The 23,049-nt window shown below is 67.3% G+C and carries 17 protein-coding genes; 9 read left to right on the top strand and 8 right to left on the bottom strand.

The genetic code is table 11. The annotated features are described in order from the left end of the window. Nucleotides 1-220 precede the first annotated feature (220 nt). A complete protein-coding gene (locus BHE01S_RS03610; protein WP_042260594.1) occupies nt 221-2,656 on the top strand; it encodes a phosphoketolase family protein in 2,436 nt (811 codons plus the stop codon). Nucleotides 2,657-2,672: 16 nt separating this feature from the next. On the opposite strand, the gene BHE01S_RS03615 is transcribed toward BHE01S_RS03610, so the two are convergent. Next, nucleotides 2,673-3,650 carry a hypothetical protein gene (locus BHE01S_RS03615; protein WP_042260595.1) on the bottom strand — a complete coding sequence of 326 codons (978 nt, stop codon included), beginning with the start codon at nt 3,648-3,650 and terminating at the stop codon, nt 2,673-2,675. 198 nt (nt 3,651-3,848) lie between these two features. Here BHE01S_RS03615 and BHE01S_RS03620 point away from each other — a divergent pair, with 198 nt between their 5' ends. Further along, nucleotides 3,849-5,528, top strand: a complete 1,680-nt coding sequence (locus BHE01S_RS03620; RefSeq protein WP_052405678.1) for a bifunctional aminoglycoside phosphotransferase/ATP-binding protein — start codon at nt 3,849-3,851, stop codon at nt 5,526-5,528. Between the two features lie 46 nt (nt 5,529-5,574). Here the strand turns inward: BHE01S_RS03620 and BHE01S_RS03625 are convergent, their stop codons facing one another. After that, entirely contained in the window at nt 5,575-5,979 is a 405-nt protein-coding gene (locus BHE01S_RS03625) for a transposase (protein WP_084068528.1), read from the bottom strand. Between the two features lie 184 nt (nt 5,980-6,163). On the opposite strand from BHE01S_RS03625, the gene BHE01S_RS03630 reads away from it, so the two are divergent. Then, nucleotides 6,164-6,991: a DUF72 domain-containing protein gene (locus tag BHE01S_RS03630; RefSeq protein WP_042260598.1), complete on the top strand. Its 828-nt coding sequence runs from the start codon at nt 6,164-6,166 to the stop codon at nt 6,989-6,991. A 208-nt stretch (nt 6,992-7,199) separates the two neighbouring features. Here the strand turns inward: BHE01S_RS03630 and BHE01S_RS03635 are convergent, their stop codons facing one another. Further along, complete coding sequence (locus BHE01S_RS03635; RefSeq protein ID WP_042260599.1) at nt 7,200-8,744, bottom strand: RNA polymerase factor sigma-54; 1,545 nt, start codon at nt 8,742-8,744, stop codon at nt 7,200-7,202. A 338-nt stretch (nt 8,745-9,082) separates the two neighbouring features. Between BHE01S_RS03635 and BHE01S_RS03645 the strand changes: the two genes are divergently transcribed. Beyond that, on the top strand, nt 9,083-9,430 hold the full coding sequence (locus tag BHE01S_RS03645) for a BON domain-containing protein (protein WP_042260796.1): 348 nt from the start codon (nt 9,083-9,085) through the stop codon (nt 9,428-9,430). A gap of 128 nt (nt 9,431-9,558) precedes the next feature. Here BHE01S_RS03645 and BHE01S_RS03650 read toward each other — a convergent pair whose 3' ends face one another. Then, entirely contained in the window at nt 9,559-10,611 is a 1,053-nt protein-coding gene (locus BHE01S_RS03650) for an aldo/keto reductase (protein WP_042260602.1), read from the bottom strand. Nucleotides 10,612-10,851: 240 nt separating this feature from the next. On the opposite strand from BHE01S_RS03650, the gene BHE01S_RS03655 reads away from it, so the two are divergent. Further along, nucleotides 10,852-15,468, top strand: coding sequence for a DEAD/DEAH box helicase (locus BHE01S_RS03655; RefSeq protein ID WP_042260604.1), 4,617 nt, complete (start codon nt 10,852-10,854; stop codon nt 15,466-15,468). A gap of 64 nt (nt 15,469-15,532) precedes the next feature. Here BHE01S_RS03655 and BHE01S_RS03660 read toward each other — a convergent pair whose 3' ends face one another. Beyond that, complete coding sequence (locus tag BHE01S_RS03660; RefSeq protein WP_042260606.1) at nt 15,533-17,698, bottom strand: heavy metal translocating P-type ATPase; 2,166 nt, start codon at nt 17,696-17,698, stop codon at nt 15,533-15,535. A gap of 93 nt (nt 17,699-17,791) precedes the next feature. Here BHE01S_RS03660 and BHE01S_RS39740 point away from each other — a divergent pair, with 93 nt between their 5' ends. Together BHE01S_RS39740 and cadR are read left to right on the top strand one after the other, a co-directional pair. Continuing rightward, the gene (locus tag BHE01S_RS39740) at nt 17,792-18,085 is read left to right on the top strand and encodes a hypothetical protein (RefSeq protein WP_407669455.1); all 294 of its coding nucleotides are present in this window, start codon (nt 17,792-17,794) and stop codon (nt 18,083-18,085) included. Nucleotides 18,086-18,122: 37 nt separating this feature from the next. Next, complete coding sequence (cadR, locus tag BHE01S_RS03670; RefSeq protein ID WP_042260610.1) at nt 18,123-18,608, top strand: Cd(II)/Pb(II)-responsive transcriptional regulator; 486 nt, start codon at nt 18,123-18,125, stop codon at nt 18,606-18,608. A gap of 40 nt (nt 18,609-18,648) precedes the next feature. Here cadR and BHE01S_RS03675 read toward each other — a convergent pair whose 3' ends face one another. Continuing rightward, nucleotides 18,649-20,109, bottom strand: a complete 1,461-nt coding sequence (locus BHE01S_RS03675) for a M20 family metallopeptidase (protein WP_042260612.1) — start codon at nt 20,107-20,109, stop codon at nt 18,649-18,651. A gap of 171 nt (nt 20,110-20,280) precedes the next feature. Here BHE01S_RS03675 and BHE01S_RS03680 point away from each other — a divergent pair, with 171 nt between their 5' ends. After that, nucleotides 20,281-20,601, top strand: a complete 321-nt coding sequence (locus tag BHE01S_RS03680; protein ID WP_042260614.1) for a superinfection immunity protein — start codon at nt 20,281-20,283, stop codon at nt 20,599-20,601. A gap of 209 nt (nt 20,602-20,810) precedes the next feature. Then, complete coding sequence (locus tag BHE01S_RS03685; protein ID WP_042260616.1) at nt 20,811-21,443, top strand: LysE family translocator; 633 nt, start codon at nt 20,811-20,813, stop codon at nt 21,441-21,443. 130 nt (nt 21,444-21,573) lie between these two features. Here BHE01S_RS03685 and BHE01S_RS03690 read toward each other — a convergent pair whose 3' ends face one another. Together BHE01S_RS03690 and BHE01S_RS03695 are read right to left on the bottom strand one after the other, a co-directional pair. Then, the gene (locus BHE01S_RS03690) at nt 21,574-21,861 is read right to left on the bottom strand and encodes a YodC family protein (RefSeq protein WP_042260618.1); all 288 of its coding nucleotides are present in this window, start codon (nt 21,859-21,861) and stop codon (nt 21,574-21,576) included. Nucleotides 21,862-22,482: 621 nt separating this feature from the next. After that, on the bottom strand, nt 22,483-23,049 hold the full coding sequence (locus BHE01S_RS03695; protein ID WP_042260620.1) for a carboxymuconolactone decarboxylase family protein: 567 nt from the start codon (nt 23,047-23,049) through the stop codon (nt 22,483-22,485).

The raw sequence follows: 23,049 nt of genomic DNA on the forward strand, positions 1-23,049 counted from the left end.
CGGCCAGATGTGACTCACGGCCGCGGGACATCCACGCGTGGCGCATCGTGCGATCGTGGCACCATAAGACGAAACCCACAGGACCACGAGGGCTGCCGCCCGGCCGCGCGCGCGGAGTACGTCCGCCGTGCGGGCCGCTCGCTTGCGCCACGCGCGCCGCCGCGCCGCGCACGCAGTCCGCCTCGGTCCACCTTCCGCCGCTGCGCAACCGGAGCCCCGCATGAACGCTGCCGACACCCCTGCCTACCCGCCGCTCTCCGACGACTTGCTGCGCCGCATGGACGCCTGGTGGCGCGCGGCCAACTATCTCTCGGTCGGCCAGATTTATCTGCTCGCCAATCCGCTATTGCGCGAACCGCTGCAACTCGCACACGTGAAGCCGCGCCTGCTCGGCCACTGGGGCACCACGCCGGGCCTGAACTTCCTCTATACGCACCTGAACCGCGTCATCAACGCACGCGATCTCGACGTGCTGTTTCTCGCGGGGCCGGGCCACGGCGGGCCGGCCGTCGTCGCGAACACCTGGCTGGAAGGCACCTACAGCGAGACCTGGCCGAACGTGCCGCTGGACGTCGAGGGCATGGCCGCGCTCTTCAAGCAGTTCAGCTTTCCGGGCGGCATCCCGAGCCACGTCGCGCCGCAAACGCCGGGGTCCATCCACGAGGGCGGCGAACTCGGCTACGCGCTCTCGCATGCCTACGGCGCGGTGTTCGACAACCCGGATCTGATCGTCGCCTGCGTGGTGGGCGACGGCGAAGCCGAAACGGGCCCGCTCGCCACCGCCTGGCACTCGAACAAGTTCCTCAATCCCGCCACCGACGGCGCGGTGCTGCCCATTCTCCATCTGAACGGCTACAAGATCGCGGGGCCGACCGTGCTTGCGCGTATCGGCGACGACGAGCTCGCCTCGCTCATGAAGGGCTATGGCCACGAACCGATCTTCGTGGAGGCCGAGGAACCGGACGTGGCGCATCGCCTGATGGCCGCCGCGTTCGACACGGCGTTCGACGACATTGCGCGCATCCAGAAGACTGCGCGCGAACTCGCGGACGAACACGGCAGCCTGCCGCCCGGCTATGTGCGCCCGCGCTGGCCGATGATCGTCCTGCGCACACCCAAGGGCTGGACCGGCCCGAAGACCGTGGATGGCCAGAAAACCGAAGGCTCGTGGCGCTCGCACCAGGTGCCGCTCGCCAACATCTCGAAGCCCGGGCATCTCGCACTGCTGGAAACCTGGATGCGCAGTTACAAGCCCGAGGAACTCTTCGACGCACAAGGCCGCCTCGTGCCCGACATCGCCGCGCTCGCGCCGCAAGGCGAAAAGCGCATGAGCGCGAACCCGCGCTCGAACGGCGGCGGCCGTGTGCGCGAGCTGCGCGTGCCGCCCTTCGAGCACCACGCCGTGGATGTGCCCGCACCCGGCCAGGTGGACGCCGAAGCCACGCGCGTGATGGGCGCGTTCCTGCGCGAAGTGATGCGTGTGAACGACGCCACGCGCAACTTCCGCATCTTCGGGCCCGACGAAACCGCGTCGAACCGCTGGAGCGACGTATTCGACGTGACGTCGCGCACGTGGCTCGCGGAGGTCGCGCCCGACGACATCCAGCTCGCCACCAACGGCCGCGTGATGGAAATCCTCTCCGAGCACACCTGCCAGGGCTGGCTGGAAGGCTATCTGCTCACGGGCCGCCACGGTTTCATGTCGTGCTACGAGGCGTTCATCCACATCATCGATTCGATGTTCAACCAGCACGCGAAGTGGCTGAAGGTGATCCGCGAGATTGCGTGGCGGCGGCCGCTTCCGTCGCTCAACTATCTGCTCACCTCGCACGTGTGGCGCCAGGACCATAACGGCTTCAGCCATCAGGACCCGGGCTTCATCGACTATGCCGTGAACAAGAAGTCGGACACCGTGCGCGTGTATCTACCGCCCGACGCCAACACGCTGCTCGCCGTGACCGACCACGTGCTGCGCACCTGGAACCGCATCAACATCATCGTGGCAGGCAAGCAGCCGCAGGCGCAGTGGCTCGACATGGACGCGGCCATTCGCCACTGCGCGGACGGTATCGGCATCTGGCAATGGGCGAGCAACGATGACGGCGGCGAGCCCGACGTGGTCATGGCCTGCGCCGGCGACGTCCCGACCATGGAGACGCTAGCCGCCGTGGACCTGCTGCGCACCTGCCTGCCCGACCTGAAGGTCCGCGTGGTGAACGTGGTAGACCTGATGACGCTCGAACCCGCCGACCGCCATCCGCATGGCCTGCCGGACGCGGACTTCAACGCGCTCTTCACGACCGACAAGCCCGTCATCTTCGCGCACCACAGCTATCCTTCGCTGATCCACCGGCTCACGTACCGGCGCGCCAATCACGCGAACATTCACGTGCACGGCTTCATCGAGGAAGGCACGACGACCACGCCGTTCGACATGACGGTGCTCAACCGGCTCGATCGCTACCACCTGTGCGAAGCCGTGATCGACCGCGTGGGCGGACTCGCGCAGCGCGCGGCGCACCTGCGCCAGACACTGCACGACAAGCTGGCCGCGCACCGCCGCTACGTGGACGAGTACGGCGACGACATGCCCGAAATCCGTAACTGGCGCTGGCCGGCGGCGCGCGCCGCACAGGGTCCCGGCGAAACGGCCTAGCCGCGCCTTGTGCCGCTCATGCCGAAGCCGGCTTCGCGCGCCCGAACACGCGCGCGAACGCGGTGACGAACGCGTCGAGCCGGTTCGATTCGAGACAGTCGATGCCGGCCGCGCCTACCCGGCCGTTTCCGCCGGGGAACGCGCGGCAGAGTTCGTCCGCGCCGCGTGGTTCGGTGAGCGGCGCGCGCACGCTCACCGCGTAGTTGCCGTCCGCGTTCACGCTCAGCACCGCGTGCGCGCACGAGGGTTCCTCGTTCGCGAGCACGTTGGCGAACACGCCGCGCACACGGCGCGCCCACGGCTCGTCGGGCAACACGCAAACGCTGCCGTACTGGAGCGCGACGAGCGGCGCGATGGCCTGGGCCAGTTCGAGATCGCCGTGACGGCAACGGGCGAGCTGCCCGACGATGGGCTCCGACGCAATGAAATCGAACGGGTCGGCATAAGGCTTCATCGCCGCATACAGATCGAGCGGCGCAATCATGAGATCTTCGACGCAGTCGCCGTAAGCGTTGTAGTTGATCGACTCGCCAAGCTCGCGCAGCTGTCCGGCCTGCACGGTGTCGAGCCCGGCCTGCTGTGCGAGCGCCTGCGCCGTGCTGGGCAGATTGTCGCCCCAGGCCGCCGCAATCGCCCACGGCCGGTGGCGGCCGGCGAGATGCCGGTCGACGAGCACGCTCGTGCAGACCTGCGCCGTCGTGTCGATGTGCGCGACGAGATTCCTGTTCACAGGCAAGTCGCCCGCGTGGTGATGGTCGAAATACTCGATCGCGACGTCCTTCGCGAGCAGCGCGGTGAGCGCCTTGCGATTCACGTCGAACGAAATGTCGAGCACCGTGAGCGAGTCGCCCGGCTGGGCGCTCACGCGCTCGACGAGTGCGATGTCGCGCTTCGCGCCGGTGATGAGCGTCGCCTCGCGCGGCCTTGCAAGCCGCAGTTGATGCAGCGCGCAGATGCCGTCTGCGTCGCCGTTGAATACGTCGAAATGCGCCATGTCTCCGAGATTCCGTTGGGTTGAACATGACAGTATCGCGCAGCCCCGGTGGATTGCACAAAACGTGCAATCCACCGAGGTCCATGCGGGCCGTCTCGATCGCGGCCTTGACATGCCGCACAACGGTCTTCCCGCGCTGGCTCGCGCTATGCTGGTTTCGATGCGCATCCCCCGTAGTCCTCCATTCCCACGATAGCCATGCCGATGTCCGAAACGCCGACCTCACGCCATGTCCTCAACCGTCAGCGCGCGGCGCGCCGCCACAGCCGCCTCGTGGACGCCGCCCTCTCGCGCGCCTGCACTTACGCGCACCCGGCCGGGCACATCGTGCGCATCGAAACCCATATTTCCGTGGTATTTCTCGCCGGGCGGTACGCGTACAAGATCATGAAGCCCGTCGATTTCGGCTTCGTCAATTTTGTGCGGCTCGATGCCCGACGCCGCTGCTGCGAAGCCGAGATTCGCCTGAATGCGCCCTTCGCGGGACCGATTTATCGCGACACTGGTGAGCTATTTTTGGACGGTCGGCGCTGCAGGCTCAGGTTCAGGCGCGGCGTGCGCGGCAACGCAAGCGTCATCGACTACGCGGTTCGCATGCGCCGCTTCGATCAGCGTCTGCTGTTTTCGAACCTGCTCGCGCACGGCGAACTGAGCACGGCCGATATCGATGCGGCCGCAATCAGCCTCGCCGCGAGCCATCGGCATGCGCGCCGGGCCGGACGCGGGCCGATGGCACCCGCGGCGCGCCTCGGCTCGGCAGCACTGCTGCGCGAACAGGTGCTCGCGGCGCTCGCGCCCCTCGAAGCGGATCCGCGCACGGCGCACGCAGTGGAATGCGCCGCGTTGCGCGCAACGTGCGAGAGCGAACTCGCACGTCTCGCACCGCACCTCGACGCACGCCGCGCAAACGGATTCGTGCGCGCCTGCCACGGCGACCTGCATCTCGACAACATCGTGCGGTACGGGCGGCACGCGCTGATGTTCGATTGCATCGAGTTCAGCGACGAACTGCGCTGGATCGACGTGACCTGCGATCTTGCGTTCCTGCTGATGGATCTGCGCGCGCGTGGCCACGCGGCATATGCCCACCGTCTGCTCAATCGCTACCTCGACGCAACAGGCGAGTTCACGGGGCTCGCTGCGTTGCGGCTTTATATCGTTTATCGCGCGCTGGTGCGGGCCTTGGTAGCGATGCTCAAGGCGCGCTCGCCCGCGCGGTCCGATGCGCAAGCGAGCGCAGGCACCGCCTCGCGCTACCTGGCGCTTGCGGCCAGCGAAGCGCGCGCCATGCGCGAGCCCGCGCCCTGGCTTCTGTTGTGCCACGGGTTTTCGGGATCGGGAAAGTCGGCTGCGAGCCATGCGCTCGCCGAATTGAGCGGGGCGATCCGTGTATCGAGCGACCTCGAGCGCAAGCGGCTCGAACCCTTCGCGCCGCCCTCGCTCGACGCCCTGCCGGCAAGCGCCTACACGCAAGCCGCGCTCGACGCGCATTACGAACGCCTCGTCGCCCATGTGCGCGACGTGCTGAACGCGGGCTATACGGCGCTAGTGGATGCGACGTTTCTCAAGGCAATGCATCGCGCACGTTTCGCGGCGCTCGCACGTGAGCTGAACCGGCCAATGCTGATCCTGAACTTCCACGCGCCGCGAGCTCGGCTCGCCGAACGTGTCAACGCCCGCGAGCACGGGCCGCGCGACCCTTCCGACGCCGGAGCCGACGTGCTCGCCGCGCAGTTTGCGCAAGCGGATGCACTCGATGCGCGCGAGCGGCAACGCACCGTTGATCTCAATACCGACGTGGAAATCGAGGCGTTCTCGCGCGAACCGTGGTGGGCGCCGCTGTTCGAACGCATGCGTGCGGAGGATGGGGAGATCTGATTCTGCGGCCAACACATGAACGGCCGCGAAAAGCCCGCGCGCCCGCTCATCGTTCCACGAACGGCCGCGCGAGCGGCCAGCGCAGCGAGGACGCCACCGGAAAGCGCGGCTTGCGGCCGGCCGGCGCGCGCCACGGCTGCATGCGTTCGGCCATGGCCGCGCACAGGGCGAGGCCTTGCTCGCCATGCAGACGCTCCATGGCGTGATGCACGAGACCGGCGTCGAACCACAGCTTGAAGCGGCGATGGCAGGTGCGGAAATCGGGATACTGCTCGGGCAGCTTCGACCAGACCGAGCCGGTGACCAGGACCCAAAGAATGCCCGCGAAAACGTGACGTGGATTGTGCGCCGGGCGCCCGCGGCGATGACCGTCAACGCGGATTTCGTGAAACATCGGCGCGATGCGGCGCCACTGTGCATCGGTGAGTTCTGGAGATATGCGGGAAGACATCTGATGGTCCCTGTGAGGTTATCTGACACGACAGGACTAAAGTAGCCTCACAACGAACAGGAAAATATCGGACTATGCCTAAAAATCGAGATGAACTCGCGAGTCCGGAATCCGCACGCTAACTCGCGGCCGCGGCCGGTGCTGCGCTACACTGCGCCATCCAGGCTTCGACGGCGGATTTCCAATGGCGCCTTCATCCACTTCAAAAGCCCGGCACGGCCGGATTCGCGTCGGCGTGGGCGGCTGGATCTATGCGCCGTGGCGCGGCGCGTTCTATCCCGGCGGGCTTGCGCAGCGCCGCGAGCTGGAATACGCAAGCCGTCATCTCTCGACACTGGAAATCAACAGCACATATTACGGCGCGCAGCGCCCGGAAAGCTTCACGCGCTGGCACGACGAAACCCCCGAGGACTTCGTGTTCTCGCTGAAAGCCCCGCGCTTTGCGATGAATCGACGTGTGCTGGCCGAAGCCGGAGCCACGATCGAGCGCTTTTTGAGCGGCGGCGTGCTGAACCTGCGCGACAAGCTCGGGCCGATCAACTGGCAGCTCACGCCAGGCAAGCGCTTCGATCCCGAGGACTACGCACGATTTCTCGAACTGCTGCCGGACGAGGCAGAAGGCCGCCCGCTGCGCCACGCGCTCGAAGTGCGCGACAAGAGCTTTTGCACGCCGGAATTCGTCGCGCTCGCGCGCAAGCACAAGGCGGCGATCGTCGTCAGCGGCGATTCCGGCTACCCGCTGATCGGCGATTCGAGTGCACCGTTCGTCTACGCCCGCATCATGGGAACCGCGCAGGATCACCCGCAGGGCTATGCTCCCGCCGACCTCGACCTTTGGGCAGCGCGCGCGCTCACCTGGTCGCGCGGCGAAACACCCGACGATCTCGCCACCTACGCGCAACCGCTCGCCGCGAAGGCTGGCCGGGACGTGTATCTCTACGTCATCAGCGGCTTCAAGGAACGCAACCCTGCGGCAGCGATGGCGCTGATCGAACGCGTCGGCGCGAACTAGCCGCGCACCGCCAATCTCATCCGCGACATATTGATCGAGCGAGCCGGCGCTCACGCGCCCGGCGCGCCCGCCGGAATTCGCCGTAAGGGGTTGCTTTGAAGCGGCGCGCGTAACGTCACGTGCGGTCCGCGTTGCCACACATGTCGTTACGCCGGTCACGCGCCGCTGACCTCCCCCGTTTTCCGGCCCGCAGATAAAACCGCGTGCCTCAAATCTGCCGACGCATTTCAGCCGCCGGCAACTTCATCATCTGCCGATACTTCGTGACCGTGCGGCGCGCCACCTGCACGCCCTGCTTTTCGAGTTCCTGCGTGAGAATGACGTCGGAAAGCGGATCGCGCGGATCTTCGGCGTTGATCATTTCCTTGATGAGCGCGCGCACCGCAGCCGCGGAGCACGTGCCGCCCGTTCGCGTCTCCAGCTCGCGCGGGAAGAAGCGCTTGAACTCGAAGATGCCCCGCGGCGTGGCCATGTACTTGTTGCCCGTGGCGCGCGAAACGGTCGACTCGTGCAGGCCCAGTTCGTCGGCGACGTCGCGCAGCAGCATGGGCCGCAGCGCGATTTCGCCGTACTGGAAAAACGCCTTCTGACGCGCAACGATGCACTCGCCCACGCGCAGGATCGTCTCGCAGCGCTTGTGCGCGTTGCGGATCAGCCAGCGCGCTTCCTGCAGCTGCTGGGCAAGCGGCGAGCGGCTCGTCTGATCCGAGCGCGCGAACATCTCCGCATAGAGCTTGTGGATGCGCGCCCGCGGCTCGATGGCCGGGTTCACGCTCACCACCCACTTGCCGCGCACCTGGCGCACGATCACGTCAGGAATGACATAGCCGCCGTCCGCACGTCCATAGTGATTGCCCGGTTTCGGATCGAGGCGGCGCACAAGCGCACTCGCGGCTTGCAGGGAAGCGGCGTCGCAGCCGAGCTGGCGCTGCAGCTCGCCGTGCTCGCGGCGCGCGAGGCGTTCGAGATGCTGCGAGACGATCTGCATGGCCAGTTCGCGATACGGGGTGTCGTGCGGCATCGCCTCGAGCTGAAGCGCGAGGCATTCGGAAAGCGAACGCGCACCGATGCCGGGACGATCGAGTGTCTGCACCACGCGCAACGCTACCCGCAGACGGTCTTCGTCGAGCGTGTCGCCCGCCGTGTCGCCCGCGCCCTCTCCGTCGGCGAGATCGGCGAGGTCCTGGCGCAGGTAGCCGTCGTCGTCGAGCGCCTCGATGACGATCTGCGTTGCAATCCGGTCAAGGTCGTCGAGCGGCGAGAGGCGCAGCGCCTCGTGCAACTGCTCGCGCAGCGTAACGGGCACGCGCACCCAGTCGGAGGCTTCGGAATCGCCGTCCTCGCCGCCGCGATAGCTCGACGTGCGCAACGCGCCGGGTGTTGGCATCTCGGCGGTATAGCCCGAGCCTTCGTCGCTGTAGCTGGACTCGGCGTACGAACTCTCGGCGTAGGGTGAGGTTTCCTGCGCCATGCCGGCATCGAGGCCGGACTCGCCCGTGCCTTCCGTCGCCATGGCGGGGGCTTCGCCCGCGGGCGCCGCCGCGGAGCCGATGCCCGCCGCGCCGTCGGCCGCTTCGGCAGCCTCACCGGTCTCCGAAGCGGGCGGGACATATTCGAGGAACGGATTGGTGTCGAGCGCCTCGCGCAGCTCCTGCTGGAATTCGAGCGACGACAGTTGCAGCAGCCTCACCGCTTGCTGAAGACGCGGCGTGAGCGCCAGATGCTGGCGCGCGTGTAACGCGATGGAAGGCATGGCAATCCCGGTTTGTTGAATTGAGTGGTAGTCCCTCTCATGCAACAGCCATGCCAGTTTTTACAACGCACTGTTTTGAAACGGGATCGGCACTTGCAACGCAGGCAGGCGAGCCTCTTTTCCGACCCCACCGTGGAGATTTTTACAAACGGTGCGGAAAAATTTTTGCGCATGCCGGTCGGGAAAACCGCGGCCGCGAGAATCGGCCGCGATCCCGGATAATGGGCTGCGCAAGCGGCTTCCAGCAGGCTTTCAACGGTACGCGCAGCGAGCACGGACGCGGCGAGGCACGCGTCTTGCGGAAGGATGCGGCGACCACAACCAGAAAGGGAGAAGCCATGAAGCGCATCCTGATCCTCAAGACCGCGGCTGGCGCCGCCTGCATGACGTTCGCACTGATTGCCGGTGCGCAGACCACAACGAACAGCGCCGCGCCCGCGGCCAGCCCGGAATCCATGGGACAGCACGTTGACGACGCAACCATCACGACCAAGGTCAAGGCCGAGCTGCTCGGCGCGAAGAACGTGAAGTCAGAGCACATCCACGTGAAGACGCGTAAGGGCGTGGTCTCGCTCACCGGCACCGTGCCGAGCGCCGAGGACCGCGACAACGCCAGGCAGGTCGTGGAAGGCGTCTCCGGCGTGACCTCGGTGAAGAACCATCTCAAGGTCTCGGCAGCGAGCTGATCGATCCGCCGGGCAACCGGATCGACCCTGTTTCAGGCCGGACCGCGCCGACGGCTTCCACCGCCGGTGCTGCTCATCCCGGCCCCAACCCTGCCTCATTGCCGCCTCATTGCTGCCTCATTCCTGCCTCATTCCTCTTCCTGCCGCGATTGCCTGAGCAGCGCGCGCCGCTGCTCGCCCTGACGCGCGAGCATCCAGCCCGGATACTCCGCCGGCAGTCCGCTCGCCTCGCCCAGCACGCCTAGCTCTTCGGCACTGAGCCTGACTTTCGTCGCGGCGATGTTGTCGTCGAGCTGGTCCACGCGTTTGGCGCCGACGATCACCGATGTCACCGCCTTCTGATGCAGCAGCCAGGCAAGCGCGATCTGCGCGACCGACACGCCTTTGGCCTGCGCAATCGGCCGCATCGCGTCCACGCAGTCCCATGCGCGCTCGCGGTTGACGGGCGGAAAATCGAAAGTCGTGCGGCGGCTGCCGGCCTCGCCTTGCTGGTCGCGCCCGTACTTGCCGCTCAGGAGCCCGCCCGCGAGCGGACTCCAGACCATCAGGCCGAGCCCCTCGCTTTCCAGCATCGGCACGATCTCGCGTTCGAGATCGCGCCCGGCGATCGTGTAATAGGCCTGCAGCGACTCGAAGCGCGCTAGCCCTTCGCGCTGCGCGATGCCAAGCGCCTTCACGATCTGCCAGGCCGCCCAGTTCGAAACGCCGGCGTAGCGCACATGCCCTTGCTGCACGAGCGTATCGAGCGCACGCACCGTTTCCTCGATCGGGGTGACGGGGTCGAAGGCGTGAATCTGATAGAGGTCGATATGGTCGAGCTGCAGGCGCTTCAAGCTCGCCTTCACGCCGTCCATGATGTGGTAGCGCGTGGCGCCGCGCTCGTTCGGCGACGAGCCCATTTCGCCGAACACCTTGGTCGCGATCACCACCTGCTCGCGCGGGATCTTGAGGTTCCTGAGCGCCTGCCCGGTGATCTGCTCGGAAACGCCTTGCGAGTAGACGTCGGCGGTATCGATGAAATTGACGCCCGCGTCGAGCGCGCGGCCAACGAGCCGTTCGGCGTCGGACTGCTGGAGATCGCCGATCTGGTTCCAGATGCCGGCGCCGCCGCCGAAGGTCATCGTGCCGAGGCAGAGTTCGGAAACGAACAGGCCGGTGCGGCCCAGGGGGTTGTAACGCATGATGTGACTCCGTCGTGGTTCGAGGGAAAGCCCAACGCGGCGAGGATACTGCGTTCGCGCCGCGCGTGCCGGACGGCCGCCAAGGCTTGAAACGCCGCAAGGCGGCCGTACATTCCTGCTTGCGCACTGCAACGCCCGCACCCAGCCCGCGCCACGCCAGGCAGACGCGCACGAAAGCTGCGAGACTGGCAAACGTGCAATGCCGCCTTCTCTGCCGCTTTTTTGCCGCACGCCGCCCGCATGACAACGCCTTCGCCCCTATTCGATCCGCAAGCGTCTGAAGCCGCCACCAATCCCGACGGCGAGCAAAGCGACGTGCTCGCGCGCTTCCATCCGGCCGTGGCCGGCTGGTTCCGGCGCAGCTTCGACGCGCCCACCGCCGCCCAACGCGCCGCGTGGCCGCTCATCGCGAGCCGTCACGCGACGCTGGTGGCCGCCCCGACCGGTTCGGGCAAGACGCTCACCGCCTTTCTCGCCGCGCTCGACGAGCTGGTGCGTGAAGGCCTCGCGAACGGCGGCGCGCTGCCCGACACGACACTCGTCGTCTACGTGTCGCCGCTCAAGGCGCTCTCCAACGACATCCGGCTCAATCTGGAACGGCCGCTCGAAGGTATCGGCGAGGAACTCGCGCGACTTGGCTTGCCGCCGGTCGAAATCCGCACCGCGGTGCGCACTGGCGATACGCCGCAGCCCGAGCGCGCGGCGCTCCGAAAACGCGCGCCGCACATTCTCGTCACGACGCCCGAATCGCTCTACGTGCTGCTCGGCTCCGAATCGGGCCGCCGCATGCTGGCGAGCACGCGCAGCGTGATCGTCGACGAGATTCACGCGCTCGCGGGCAACAAGCGCGGCTGTCATCTCGCTCTGAGCCTCGAGCGGCTCGACGCGCTGTGCGGCTCCCGCCTGCTGCGCATCGGGCTGTCGGCCACGCAAAAGCCGATCGGGACCGTCGCGCGCTTTCTGGTAGGCATGGGCAACGCGGCGCAGGATCCGCACGCGAACCCACCCGCGTGCGAGATCGTCGATGTGGGCCATGCGCGCACGCGCGACCTGGCAATCGAAATGCCGCCCGTGCCGCTGGAAGCCGTGATGGCGAACGACGTGTGGGAGCGCGTGTACGACCGCATGGCCGAACTCGTCGCCATGCACCGCACGACGCTCGTGTTCGTCAACACGCGCCGCATGGCCGAGCGCGTGGCGCGCCATCTCACCGACCGTCTGGGCGCCGAAGCCGTGGCCGCGCACCACGGCAGCCTCGCGCGCGAGCATCGTTTTCTCGCCGAGCAGCGGCTCAAGAGCGGCGATCTGCGCGTGCTCGTGGCGACGGCGTCGCTCGAACTGGGCATCGATATCGGCGACGTCGATCTCGTGTGCCAGATCGGCTCGCCGCGCTCGATCGCGGCCTTCCTGCAGCGCGTCGGGCGCTCCGGCCACCAGGTCGGCGGCGTGCCGAAAGGACGGATCTTCCCCACGTCGCGCGACGACCTGATCGAATGCGCGGCGCTGCTGGATAGCGTGCGGCGCGGCGAACTCGATCGCCTCGCGCTACCGCAGGCGCCGCTCGATGTGCTCGCGCAGCAGATCGTCGCGGAAGTCGCCTGCGAGGCCTGGGAGGAAGATGCGCTCTACGCGCTCGTGAAGCGCGCGACGCCTTGGGCAGCGCTCGAACGCACGCAGTTCGACGCCGTGCTGCGCATGCTCGCCGAGGGTTATACGAGCCGTCACGGGCCGCGCGCCGCCTACCTGCATCGCGATGTGGTGAGCCACACGTTGCGCGCGCGGCGCGGCGCGCGGCTCATCGCGCTCACGTCGGGCGGCACGATTCCCGACAACGCCGACTACTCGGTGCTGCTCGAACCGCAGGGCGTGCAGATCGGCACCGTCAACGAGGACTTCGCCGTCGAAAGCCTGGCGGGCGACGTGTTCCAGCTCGGCAACGCCTCGTACCGGATCCTGCGCATCGAGGCGGGCCGCGTGCGCGTGGAGGACGCCCAGGGGCAGCCGCCCAACATTCCGTTCTGGCTGGGCGAGGCGCCGGGCCGCAGCGACGAACTTTCGTTCGCGATTTCGCGGTTGCGCAAGCAGGTGGAAGCCGCGTTGATCGCCGCGAGCGCAAACGCCGGCGCGACGGATGACGCCGCAGCGAGCGCCGTCGTCGATCGGGCCACGGCGGCGCTCGCCGCTTCCCTCGAGATCGACGATGCCGCCGCGCGCCAGATCGTCGAATATCTCGCGCGCGCCCGCGCCGCGCTCACGGTGTTGCCCACTCAGGACACGCTCGTCATGGAGCGCTTTTTCGACGAGGCGGGCGGCACGCAGCTCGTGATCCACACGCCGTTCGGCAGCCGCCTGAACCGGGCGTGGGGTCTCGCGCTGCGCAAGCGTTTTTGCCGTCAGTTCAACTTCGAGCTGCAGGCGGCCGCGACCGAGGACGCCATCATCCTCTCGCTCACCGGTGCGCACAGTTTCGCGCTGGACGAGGTGTGGCGCTATCTCCATTCGAACTCCGCAGAGCATCTGCTCGTGCAGGCACTGCTCGACGCGCCGCTGTTCGGCGTGCGCTGGCGCTGGAATGCGACCACCTCGCTCGCGCTGCCGCGGCAGACCCGCGGGCGCAAGACGCCGCCGCAGATCCAGCGCATGCGCAGCGAAGATCTGCTGGCGGCCGTGTTTCCCGACCAGGTGGCGTGCGTCGAAAACATCGCGGGCGAGCGCGAAGTGCCGCGCCATCCGCTCGTCGACCAGACGCTCGACGACTGCCTGCACGATGCTATGGATACCGAAGCATGGGTCGCGCTGCTGCGGCGCATCGAGGCGGGCGACCTGCAGCTCGTGGTGCGCGAATTGCCCGCGCCGTCGCCGCTCGCGGCCGAAATCCTTACCGCGCGCCCGTACGCGTTCCTCGACGACGCCCCAATCGAAGAACGCCGCACCCAGGCTGTGCTGTCGCGCCGCTGGAGCGACCCCGAATCCACCGACGATCTCGGCGCGCTGGACCCCGAAGCGATTGCGAGCGTGCGCGAAGAAGCGTGGCCGCAAGTGCGCGACGCCGACGAAATGCACGACGCGCTCACGAGCCTCGGCGCGCTGGCAGAAAGCGAGGCGCAGCAAGAGCCGCAGTGGCTCGCATGGCTCGCCGATCTGGCGGCGGCGGGCCGCGCAACCCGGCTGCCGGTTGCGGACCGCGACGCGCTGTGGGTGGGCATCGAGCGGCTTGCGTGCGTGCAGGCCATCTATCCGCAGGCGCGGTGCGAGCCGCCGCTCACGCCGCCGCCCGAATACGCACAGACGTGGACCGAGGACGCGGCGCTCGTCGAGATCGTGCGCGCACGCCTGTCGGGCTTCGGGCCGCTCACGGTCGCGCAGGTGGCGCGGCCGCTCGCGCTGGAGGCGAGCGTGGCGGCGCTCGCACTCACGCGCCTCGAAACCGAAGGCACCGTGATGCGCGGGCGCTTCACGCCACAAACGATGGGCGGCGGCGAGGAGCAATGGTGCGAACGCCATCTGCTCGCGCGCATCCACCGCTACACGGTGCGCAAGCTGCGGCGCGAAATCGAGCCGGTCGAGCGTCACGACTTCATGCGCTTCCTGTTCGAATGGCAGCGCGTGGCGCCCGGCGCGCGCGGCTCGGGCCGCGACGCGCTGGCCGCCGTGCTCGACCAGCTCGAAGGCTGGGAAGCCTCGGCGCTCGCGTGGGAGGACGAAATCCTGCCGGCACGCATCGACGATTACACGCCCATGCTGCTCGACGAGCTGTGCCGCTCGGGGCGCCTCGCCTGGGCGCGGCTGCCCGCGCGCGCGGCGGCCGCATCGACGGTACGCAGCACGCCGGTCGTGCTGCTCGCGCGCCGCGAGCTGGCGCGCTGGATGGCGCTCGTCGAAACGACCGGCCCGGCCGGTCTGTCGGCGCGCGCGCAACGCGTCTACGAGGCCCTGCTGCGGCACGGGGCGATGTTCTTCGACGAACTGGCCGCCGACGCGCACTTGCTCGGCGTCGAGCTGGAGAACGCGCTCGGCGAGCTGGTGGCGGCGGGCCTCGTCAACGCAGACAGCTTTGCCGGGCTGCGCGCGCTGGTGAAACCGGCGGCTCAGCGCAGCGCGCATCACGGCAGACGCCGCCCGCGCGGCTTCGGGCCGCTCGCGGGCGGCATGGCCGACGCCGGGCGCTGGGCGACGCTGCGGCGCGCAGAGCAGGCCAATTTGCTGGCCGATGCGACAGCCAGTTCGTTGGCCGCTCCGCTCGCGGAAGTGGACGATGAAACCGCACTCGTCGAGACGGGGCCGGCTGTATCGAATGCGGGCGCAGCAGCGGGCTCGCGCTCGCAGGCGCTTGCGCGGGCAAGGCAAACGGCCGCCGGCGCCGCGCGCCGCCCTCCCGCCGCCCCCGATCTGCTGGAGCACGTCGCCAATGTGCTGCTGCGACGTTACGGCGTGATCAGTTGGCAGCTGCTCGGTCGAGAAGCGGCGTGGCTGCCGCCCTGGCGCGATCTGCTGCGCGTGCTGCATCGCATGGAGGCGCGTGGCGAGGTGCGAGGCGGGCGCTTCGTCACCGGGATTTCGGGCGAGCAGTTCGCGCTGCCCGAAGCCGTGGCGCTGCTGCGTGACGTGCGGCGGCGCGCTACGGCGCAAGGCGAAGGCGAAGGCGGCGTGCTCGTCTGCGTGAGCGCCGCCGATCCGCTCAATCTCCTCGGCACGCTGCTGCCCGGCGAAAAGGTGCCTGCGCTTGCCGGCAACCGCATCGTATTCCGCGACGGCATGCCGGCCGCCACCCTGATCGCCGGCCGCTTCGGCTTTCTCGGCGAGTTCGACGAGAGCACGCGCGCCGAACTCCGTGCGCGGCTCGCCAAGCCTTGGTGAAGGGCGCTGGGTGAGCGCGGACGGGTTTGGCAGTTAGTTGCGTATCGCACTTACGCAGAAGGCTTCATACGTTGCGCGTGCCGTCGAAATGCCGGCGCACGCGCAGGCCGTTCGCCACGACGAGCAGGCTTGCGCCGACGTCGGCGAACACGGCCATCCAGAGCGTGGCCTCGCCCGCCATCGCGAGCACGAGAAACACGGCCTTGATACCGAGCGCAAGCGCGATGTTCTGCTTGAGCACGCCCGCGGTCTTGCGCGAGAGGCCGATGAACGCGGCGATCTTGCGCGGATCGTCGTCCATGATCGCGACGTCGGCGGTTTCGAGCGCGGTCGCGGTGCCCGCCGCGCCCATCGCGAAGCCGATGTCGGCGCGCGCGAGCGCGGGCGCGTCGTTCACGCCGTCGCCGACCATTGCCGCCATGCCGTACTGCTTCGAGAGCGCGGCGATCGCGTCCTGCTTGTCTTGCGGCAGCAGATTGCCGCGCGCGTCGTCGATGCCGAGTTGATCGGCAATCGCCCGCGCGGTCGACGCGTTGTCGCCGGTCAGCATGACGGGCGTCACGCCGAGCGCGCGCAAGGCGCGCACGGCCGGTGCACTTTCCGGACGCAGCGCGTCGGCCACGGCGAACACGGCGACGGCCTCCTGCGGCCCGCACAGCACGATCGCCGTCTTGCCCGCCCGTTCCAGCGTGGCCAGCTGGACTTCGAGTTCGGGCGAGCACAAACCCAGTTCCTCCACCAGACGGTGGTTGCCGAGACTCCAGAGCGTGCCGTCGATGCGGCCTTGCACGCCGCGGCCGTGCAGCACAGCGAATCGATCGACCGCGAGCAAGCCCGCGTTGGACGCCCGCGCCCGCCAGCCTTCGACCACCGCACGGGCGACGGGGTGCGTGCTTGCATCGTCCAGGCTCGCGGCAATGCGCAGCGCCTCTTGCGGCGAAAGCCGCGCTTCGCAGGACTGGCCAGCGGTGGCCAGCGCCCGAACGGACGCCGCGAGCGCGTCGGTCAGTACAGGTTCGCCGCGCGTGAGCGTGCCGGTCTTGTCGAGCGCGACGGCCTTGAGCAGCCGGCCGCGTTCGAGCCACACGCCGCCCTTTACGAGCATGCCGTGGCGCGCGGCGGCGGCAAGGCCGCTCACGACCGTCACCGGCGTCGAGACGACGAGCGCGCACGGGCAGGCGATCACGAGCAGCACGAGCGCCTTGTAGAGCCACGCACTCCACGCGCCACCGAACACGAGCGGCCCGGCAAGCGCCACCACCACGGCGAGCACGACCACGGCCGGCGTGTAGTAGCGCGCGAACTGGTCGACGAAGCGTTGCGTCGGCGCGCGCTGCGCCTGCGCCTCCTGCACCGCCGCGGCGATGCGCGCGAGCGTGCTGTCCTTCGCGGCTGCGGTGACGAGCGCCTCGACCACGCCATCGACGACGATGCTGCCCGCGTACAGCGCCGCGCCGGTCTCCTTGTCGACAGGCAGGCTTTCACCCGTGATCGGCGCCTGATCGAGCGCGGCCCGGCCCGCGATCACGCGCGAGTCGAGCGGCACGCGCTGGCCGGTACGCACGCGAATACGGCTGCCGACAGCCACTTCGCCCACTGCGGATTCGCGCCATTGGCCTTGCCCGGGTGCGCCATCGCCGGCTTGCCAGACTTCGGCGGCTTCAGGCGCGAGCGCGGTCAGCGCGCGGATGGCCTGACGGGCGCGTTCGAGCGACAGCGCCTCGATTTCCTCCGCGAGAGCGAACAGGAAGACCACCATCGCCGCTTCAGGCCACTTGCCGATCGCAACGGCGCCGATCAACGCAAGCGACATCAGGAAATAAATGTTGATCGTGACATTGCGCAGTGCGATCCAGCCCTTGCGCAGCGTGGGCAAACCCGCGCACGCGATCGAGATGGCTGCACAGGCGAGTACGGGCAGGCTGGTTTCCCGGCCGGTGCTCCAGGCGAGCATCTCGGCGCCGGCGGCTGCCACGCCGCTCACCGCCAGCAGCAGCTTCTGGCGCAGCGCGAGACCGACCGGCGCAGCGGCGGCTTGCGCGGATGCGCCGTCGTCCAGCGCACGCGGCACCATGTCGAGCGCGCGCAGTGCGGAGACTACAGGCTGCGTATCGTCGAGCCGATGATGTACGGTCAGCTCGCGCGCGAGCAGGTCGAAGTCGAGGCGCACGACGCCCGGCATGGGCTCGAGCCGGTTGCGGATCAGGCGCTCCTCGGTCGGGCAATCCATGTTTTCGATGCGCCAGCGCGCGCGGCGCGTGCCTTCGGGCGCCGGGTCCGCATTGTGCTGACTGTGCGGCGGCGTGCTGTGCGCCGCGCCGCCGTGACAGCAACTATGAGCGTGCGCGTGATCTTCCGGCTCAGGTCGTCCATGGTGTCCATGGTCGTGACCGTGGTCATGGTCGTGCTCGTGCCGTTGATCCGGGCCATGGTCGTGCTCGTGCCTACACTCATGACCGCCGCACGCGCTCTCCACGCCGCCAGACCCGTGAGCGCCGCTCACCGTCCGTTCCTCATCGCGCGCGCACAGGCGCTGCGCAATGCCGCGCCGCGAGGCGTTGCTCTGGTTCATAGCCGGGTTCTCCCAAAAGTGACACAATCATTGAACAGCCTGTAGCCACTACAGGGTCAAGTCATCTGGGAGAGCCGCGACCATGCGAATTGGTGAATTGGCGCGCCGCGCGCACTGCGATGTCGAAACGGTGCGCTTTTACGAGCGCGAAGGCCTGCTGGACGAGCCCGCGCGCGAAACCAACGGATACCGCAGTTACACGGCCGTGCACGCCACGCAACTCAGCTTCATCCGCCATTGCCGGTCGCTGGGCATCGGGCTCGCGGACATCCGCATGCTGCGCCGCTTCCAGGCCGACCCGAGCCAGCCCTGCGACGAAGTCAACGAATTGATCGACAGCCAGATCGAGAGCATCCATCAGCAAATCGAAGCGATGCGCGTACTCGAGCAGCAATTGCGCACGCTACGCGAGAGTTGCCATGCCCACCAGAGCAGCAGCGCGGATTGCGGGATCATGAAGAGCCTCGAACAGCCTATCGACGACGAAAGCTGCTCATGCCACGGAGACGGGCACGTTGCCCAGGACGCGCCGCCGGCAGACGGCGCGCTTTCCCCTCACCGCCAGTAGTAGTCAGCCAGTAGTCACTCAAGGGCCACGCAAGCGTCACTCAAGGCGCCGCGGCGATCACTTCGGCCACTGTGGCCGTGAGTTTCTTTGCATAGGGAACATGCAGGAACTCGTTCGGCCCGTGCGCGTTGGACTTCGGGCCGAGCACGCCGCACACCATGAACTGCGACTTGGGAAACCCTGCCTGCAGCACGTTCATGAGCGGGATCGTGCCGCCCTGGCCGAGATAAGCGCAGTCTGCGCCGAAATGCGTGCGCGAGGCGGCGTTGAGCGCTTCGGTGAGCCACGGCGCGAGTTCCGGCGCGCTCCAGCCGTTGGCCGCGCCCGCGTCGGGCTTGAAGGTGACCTTCGCGTTATACGGCGGATCGAGTTCGAGCAGCGCCTTCAGTTCGGCCACGGCCTTCGAAGCCTCGACTAGCGGCGGCAAACGCAGCGAGAGCTTGAACGCCGTGCGCGGCCGCAGCACGTTGCCGGCGTCGGCGAGCGCCGGCAGGCCCGCCGCGCCCGTGACCGAAAGCGAGGGCCGCCATGTGGAATCGAGCAGCGCCTGCTGCGGGTCCGTGGTGGTGGGCAACACGCGCCGGCCATCCTGGCCGCATGCCCAAGGCAGGCTCTTCCAGACGCTCTCGCCAAGGATCTTCGCCGTGGCCTCGGCTTCGCTCAAGCGTTGCGCGGGAATCGCGCAATGGAAACCCCTGGGCAGCAGCGTGCCGCTCGCGGCGTCTTCGAGACGCTCGAAGAGCTGCCGCATCACGCGGAAGCTGGACGGCGCAATGCCTCCGTAAGAGCCCGAGTGAATGCCCTCCTCGAGCACCTCGACTTCGAGGTCGCCCGCCACGAGCCCGCGCAGCGACGTGGTAAGCCATAGCTGGTCGTAGTTACCCGCACCCGAATCGAGACAGACGACGAGCCCGACGTTGCCGAGCCGCTCGCGCAGCGCATCCACATAAGGGAGCAGGTCGTAGCTGCCTGACTCCTCGCAGGTTTCGATGAGACCCACGCAGCGCGGATGCTCGATGCCTTGCGCGTCGAGCGCGGCGAGCGCCGTGACGCTCGCATAGATCGCGTAGCCGTCGTCAGCACCGCCGCGACCGTAGAGGCGGCCGTCTTCGAGCTTCGGGGTCCACGGGCCGAGGTCGTTGCGCCAGCCCGCGAATTCCGGCTGCTTGTCGAGGTGGCCGTAGAGCACGACCGTCTCGCTGCTTCCCGAGCGCGTGGCGGGCGCTTCGAAGAAAATCACCGGCGTGCGGCCCGGCAGACGCACGACCTCCAGCTTCAGGCCGCGCACCGGCTGCTGCTCCGCCCACTTCGCGGCCTCCTGCACGACGCGCTCGAGATAGCCGTGCTGCGCCCATTGCGGGTCGAATGCCGGACTCTTGGCGGGCACCGCGATGTAGTCGGTCAACGCCGGCACGATCTCGTCATGCCATTTGCGTTCGACGAAGGCGCGCAATTCGTCGTGGTCGAGTTGGCGGGTAGCCTCGGACGAGTCGGAGATCATGGTATGCGTTCCCAGCAATGAAAAACCCGATGATAGACCCGAACCCCCGCCCGCCGGCACCCCTCGCGCCCAACGTCGGCCGTTCGGCCAGGACACGGCGTGCGCTCAGGGCCAATCCGCGCGACAATGATGAATCGGGCATATTCTGCCCTTTTTCTGGAGAAAAGAATTATGGTGAGCCGTTCCGTCTTCGAGATCGTCGTTCTCGCAGCGGTGGTCGCGCTCTACTTTCTCCCGGCGCTGATCGCCGACAGGCGCCAGCGTCACGACCTGCTGGTCATCGCGGTCTTTAATGCCGTGCTCGGATGGACGCTGCTCGGCTGGCTGCTGGCGCTTTTCTGGTCGCTTCAACCGAATCCGCCGAAGGATCTCGGCGGCCAGACCAGGGTGCGCAGCCGCCGGCTAGGCATGCTGCTCTTCTCGCGGCGGCTCGACGATCGGGTCCAGGCGCGCGAAGCGCGCGCCGCCGAAAGCAAGCGCTTTCCGCATTGAGGCTGTCACTGCTTATCCGTTTGGCCAACGTTGCAGGCCATGGCGCGCAAGCGCCGCCGCCGCATGAAATAATCACCGGAAATCAAGCGGCGTTGGCTACGCTGCCTTAATCGCGCAATGTGACGCTGGAGCGCGCAAGCCTGCGCGCTCACAGCCCAAGCCATCCAACACCTGACAGCCCCCGCCAACCTTCAACACGGAGCCCCGTCATGCCACACGTCGCCCCGCTGCTCGCCTTTGCCGCCGTCGCACTCGGCATGGCGCTCACGCCCGGACCCAACATGATCTACCTGATCTCGCGCTCGATCTGCCAGGGCCGCAAGGCGGGCCTGATTTCCCTGGGCGGCGTCGCGCTCGGCTTCGTCTTCTACATGCTATGCGCCGCCTTCGGCATTACCGCGTTGGTCATGGCCGTGCCATTCGCCTACGACGCGCTGCGCCTGGGCGGCGCGCTCTACCTGTTCTGGCTGGCGTGGCAGGCGCTCAAGCCCGGCGGCCGCTCGCCGTTCCAGGTGCGCGAACTGCCCGCCGACCGCCCGCGCAAGCTCTTTCTGATGGGGTTCGTCACGAACCTGCTGAATCCGAAAATCGCGATTCTGTATTTGTCGCTGCTGCCGCAGTTCATCGACCCGCAGCACGGCAGCGTGCTCGCGCAGTCCATCGTGCTCGGCAGCGTGCAGATCGCGCTTTCGATCAGCGTGAATGCAGCCGTTGCGATGACGGCAGGCACGATCGCAACGTTTCTCGGCGACCGGCCGGGCTGGCTCAAGCTTCAACGCTGGCTCATGGGTACGGTGCTGGCCGGACTGGCCGTGCGTATCGCCGCCGAAGGCCAGCGATAAAGAGCAAACGGCCGGGCGCATCTGGCCCGGCCGCTGCTTCGTCTGCCTTCGTCCGCGCTTCCTCGGCGTTTGACACGCCTGTCCGACGCGTGCGCGCGTGCGCACGTTCGCAGGTCTGTCTGGGTCTGCCTCAGATCCCGCCGATGGCCCTTCCGCCAGCCGGACTGCGCATCTTGACGAACGCCGCGGGAATCGAGCGCGGTTGGATCTGCACCATGTCCTGAGCGAACATGTCCTGGCGCAGTTCGCCGTGCTCGTCGAACCACTGGCAGATCAGCCAGTGACCGCTGGCAAAGCCAACCGGACCGGCATACATGACAGTCATGCGCGGGCCGCCCGATTTCAGGGTGACAACGTCGCCAATTCCGGCCATGGCAGCGAGCGGCTTTTCGGCTACGTCGATGGTCGTATCAAGCATGATGTTCCCCGTTAAAAAAAGTCGCACAGAGAAAAAACCCGGGCGGGTTAGCACCCCCGGCTTCCTACCGCCGTTTCGATAATGAGAATGGGGCGGCCATTAATAAGTTTGGCAAGACTAGCAACTCGAATTAATGAGTGCAAGTGGTTTTCATTAAACCTGCTGAAAACCCTGTTATTCGACGCACGGCGAAACCGCCGCTTAATCCCGTCCCGCACAATTTACGCGGAAAGCCGCACACGGTTGGCAAAAGCTACCGGGCAAGGTTTCTCCACGAAACAGTCATATTATTTCGAATCCCGAGCCACAAAATACCGCAATCCAGCGGCAATAAATATGGCGTGCGGCGATTGCATTAACGATTTCGTCCAGAACCCATGAGCCCGGCCAAAGCGGGTGAAAGCGCTTTCTGCACCAATAAAACGTCCGTTCGATTAATTCGTTCGCGCCGCACTCGAACTGCTTGTCTGCAGGCAAATCCTCCTGTTTTACGCGATGGCGGCAAAGTTCATGCGGTTGAAATACGGCTGTCACTTACTTAAATCAAATTGCAGTGCAAAAAAAACCCACCCGGCAAAACCGGATGGGTCGGCGCGTGTGCGGGGGCGTGGTCGGCCGTGTTTATTCTGCAAACGGCAATGCCGTCTGGCCTTCGGCGCGCATACCGAAGACGTTGAGCGTCATCGCAACGAGTGCGTAGTAGCCAAGCAGTCCGACCAGGTTGATCGTGGTTTCGTGGCCAAAGCGCTCGACGGCACGCGCGTAGGTTGCGTCGGACACACGCTTCGCGTCGTACAGCTCGGTCGTGAACGCATAGATCAGCGCGTCGTCGGGCTCGTCGAACTGGGGCGTTACGCCCACGCGGATCTGCTCGGCCAGCGCCCCGGGCACGCCCGCCCTCAGCGCAATGGGATAGTGGATGTACCACTCGGCCTGCGCCTGCCAGCGCGCGGCCGTGACGAGAATTGCCAGTTCTGAAAGGCGCAGCGACAGGCCAGTCTGATAGCGGCAGAACGCGCCAAGGCGCTGCGCATGCTGCGCCAGTTCCGGGCTGTGGATCCAGCCGAGGAACGGGCCGTTGAGGTTGCCGCGCGGACCGGAAAGAATCTCGTCCAGCACCGCTTTCTGTTCCGGCGAAGCCTGGGCAGCGTCGAATGCGGGAAGCCGCGAGGTCGGGTTTTGTGTCAT

This window comes from Paraburkholderia heleia NBRC 101817 (assembly GCF_000739775.1).
Taxonomy (GTDB): Bacteria; Pseudomonadota; Gammaproteobacteria; order Burkholderiales; family Burkholderiaceae; genus Paraburkholderia; species Paraburkholderia heleia.

Coding starts and splice junctions, on each gene's coding strand:
- BHE01S_RS03610 (WP_042260594.1), top strand. CDS start 221: ATGAACGCTGCCGACACCCCTGCCTACCCGCCGCTCTCCGACGACTTG.
- BHE01S_RS03615 (WP_042260595.1), bottom strand. CDS start 3,650: ATGGCGCATTTCGACGTATTCAACGGCGACGCAGACGGCATCTGCGCG.
- BHE01S_RS03620 (WP_052405678.1), top strand. CDS start 3,849: ATGCCGATGTCCGAAACGCCGACCTCACGCCATGTCCTCAACCGTCAG.
- BHE01S_RS03625 (WP_084068528.1), bottom strand. CDS start 5,979: ATGTCTTCCCGCATATCTCCAGAACTCACCGATGCACAGTGGCGCCGC.
- BHE01S_RS03630 (WP_042260598.1), top strand. CDS start 6,164: ATGGCGCCTTCATCCACTTCAAAAGCCCGGCACGGCCGGATTCGCGTC.
- BHE01S_RS03635 (WP_042260599.1), bottom strand. CDS start 8,744: ATGCCTTCCATCGCGTTACACGCGCGCCAGCATCTGGCGCTCACGCCG.
- BHE01S_RS03645 (WP_042260796.1), top strand. CDS start 9,083: ATGAAGCGCATCCTGATCCTCAAGACCGCGGCTGGCGCCGCCTGCATG.
- BHE01S_RS03650 (WP_042260602.1), bottom strand. CDS start 10,611: ATGCGTTACAACCCCCTGGGCCGCACCGGCCTGTTCGTTTCCGAACTC.
- BHE01S_RS03655 (WP_042260604.1), top strand. CDS start 10,852: ATGACAACGCCTTCGCCCCTATTCGATCCGCAAGCGTCTGAAGCCGCC.
- BHE01S_RS03660 (WP_042260606.1), bottom strand. CDS start 17,698: ATGGATTGCCCGACCGAGGAGCGCCTGATCCGCAACCGGCTCGAGCCC.
- cadR (WP_042260610.1), top strand. CDS start 18,123: ATGCGAATTGGTGAATTGGCGCGCCGCGCGCACTGCGATGTCGAAACG.
- BHE01S_RS03675 (WP_042260612.1), bottom strand. CDS start 20,109: ATGATCTCCGACTCGTCCGAGGCTACCCGCCAACTCGACCACGACGAA.
- BHE01S_RS03680 (WP_042260614.1), top strand. CDS start 20,281: ATGGTGAGCCGTTCCGTCTTCGAGATCGTCGTTCTCGCAGCGGTGGTC.
- BHE01S_RS03685 (WP_042260616.1), top strand. CDS start 20,811: ATGCCACACGTCGCCCCGCTGCTCGCCTTTGCCGCCGTCGCACTCGGC.
- BHE01S_RS03690 (WP_042260618.1), bottom strand. CDS start 21,861: ATGCTTGATACGACCATCGACGTAGCCGAAAAGCCGCTCGCTGCCATG.
- BHE01S_RS03695 (WP_042260620.1), bottom strand. CDS start 23,049: ATGACACAAAACCCGACCTCGCGGCTTCCCGCATTCGACGCTGCCCAG.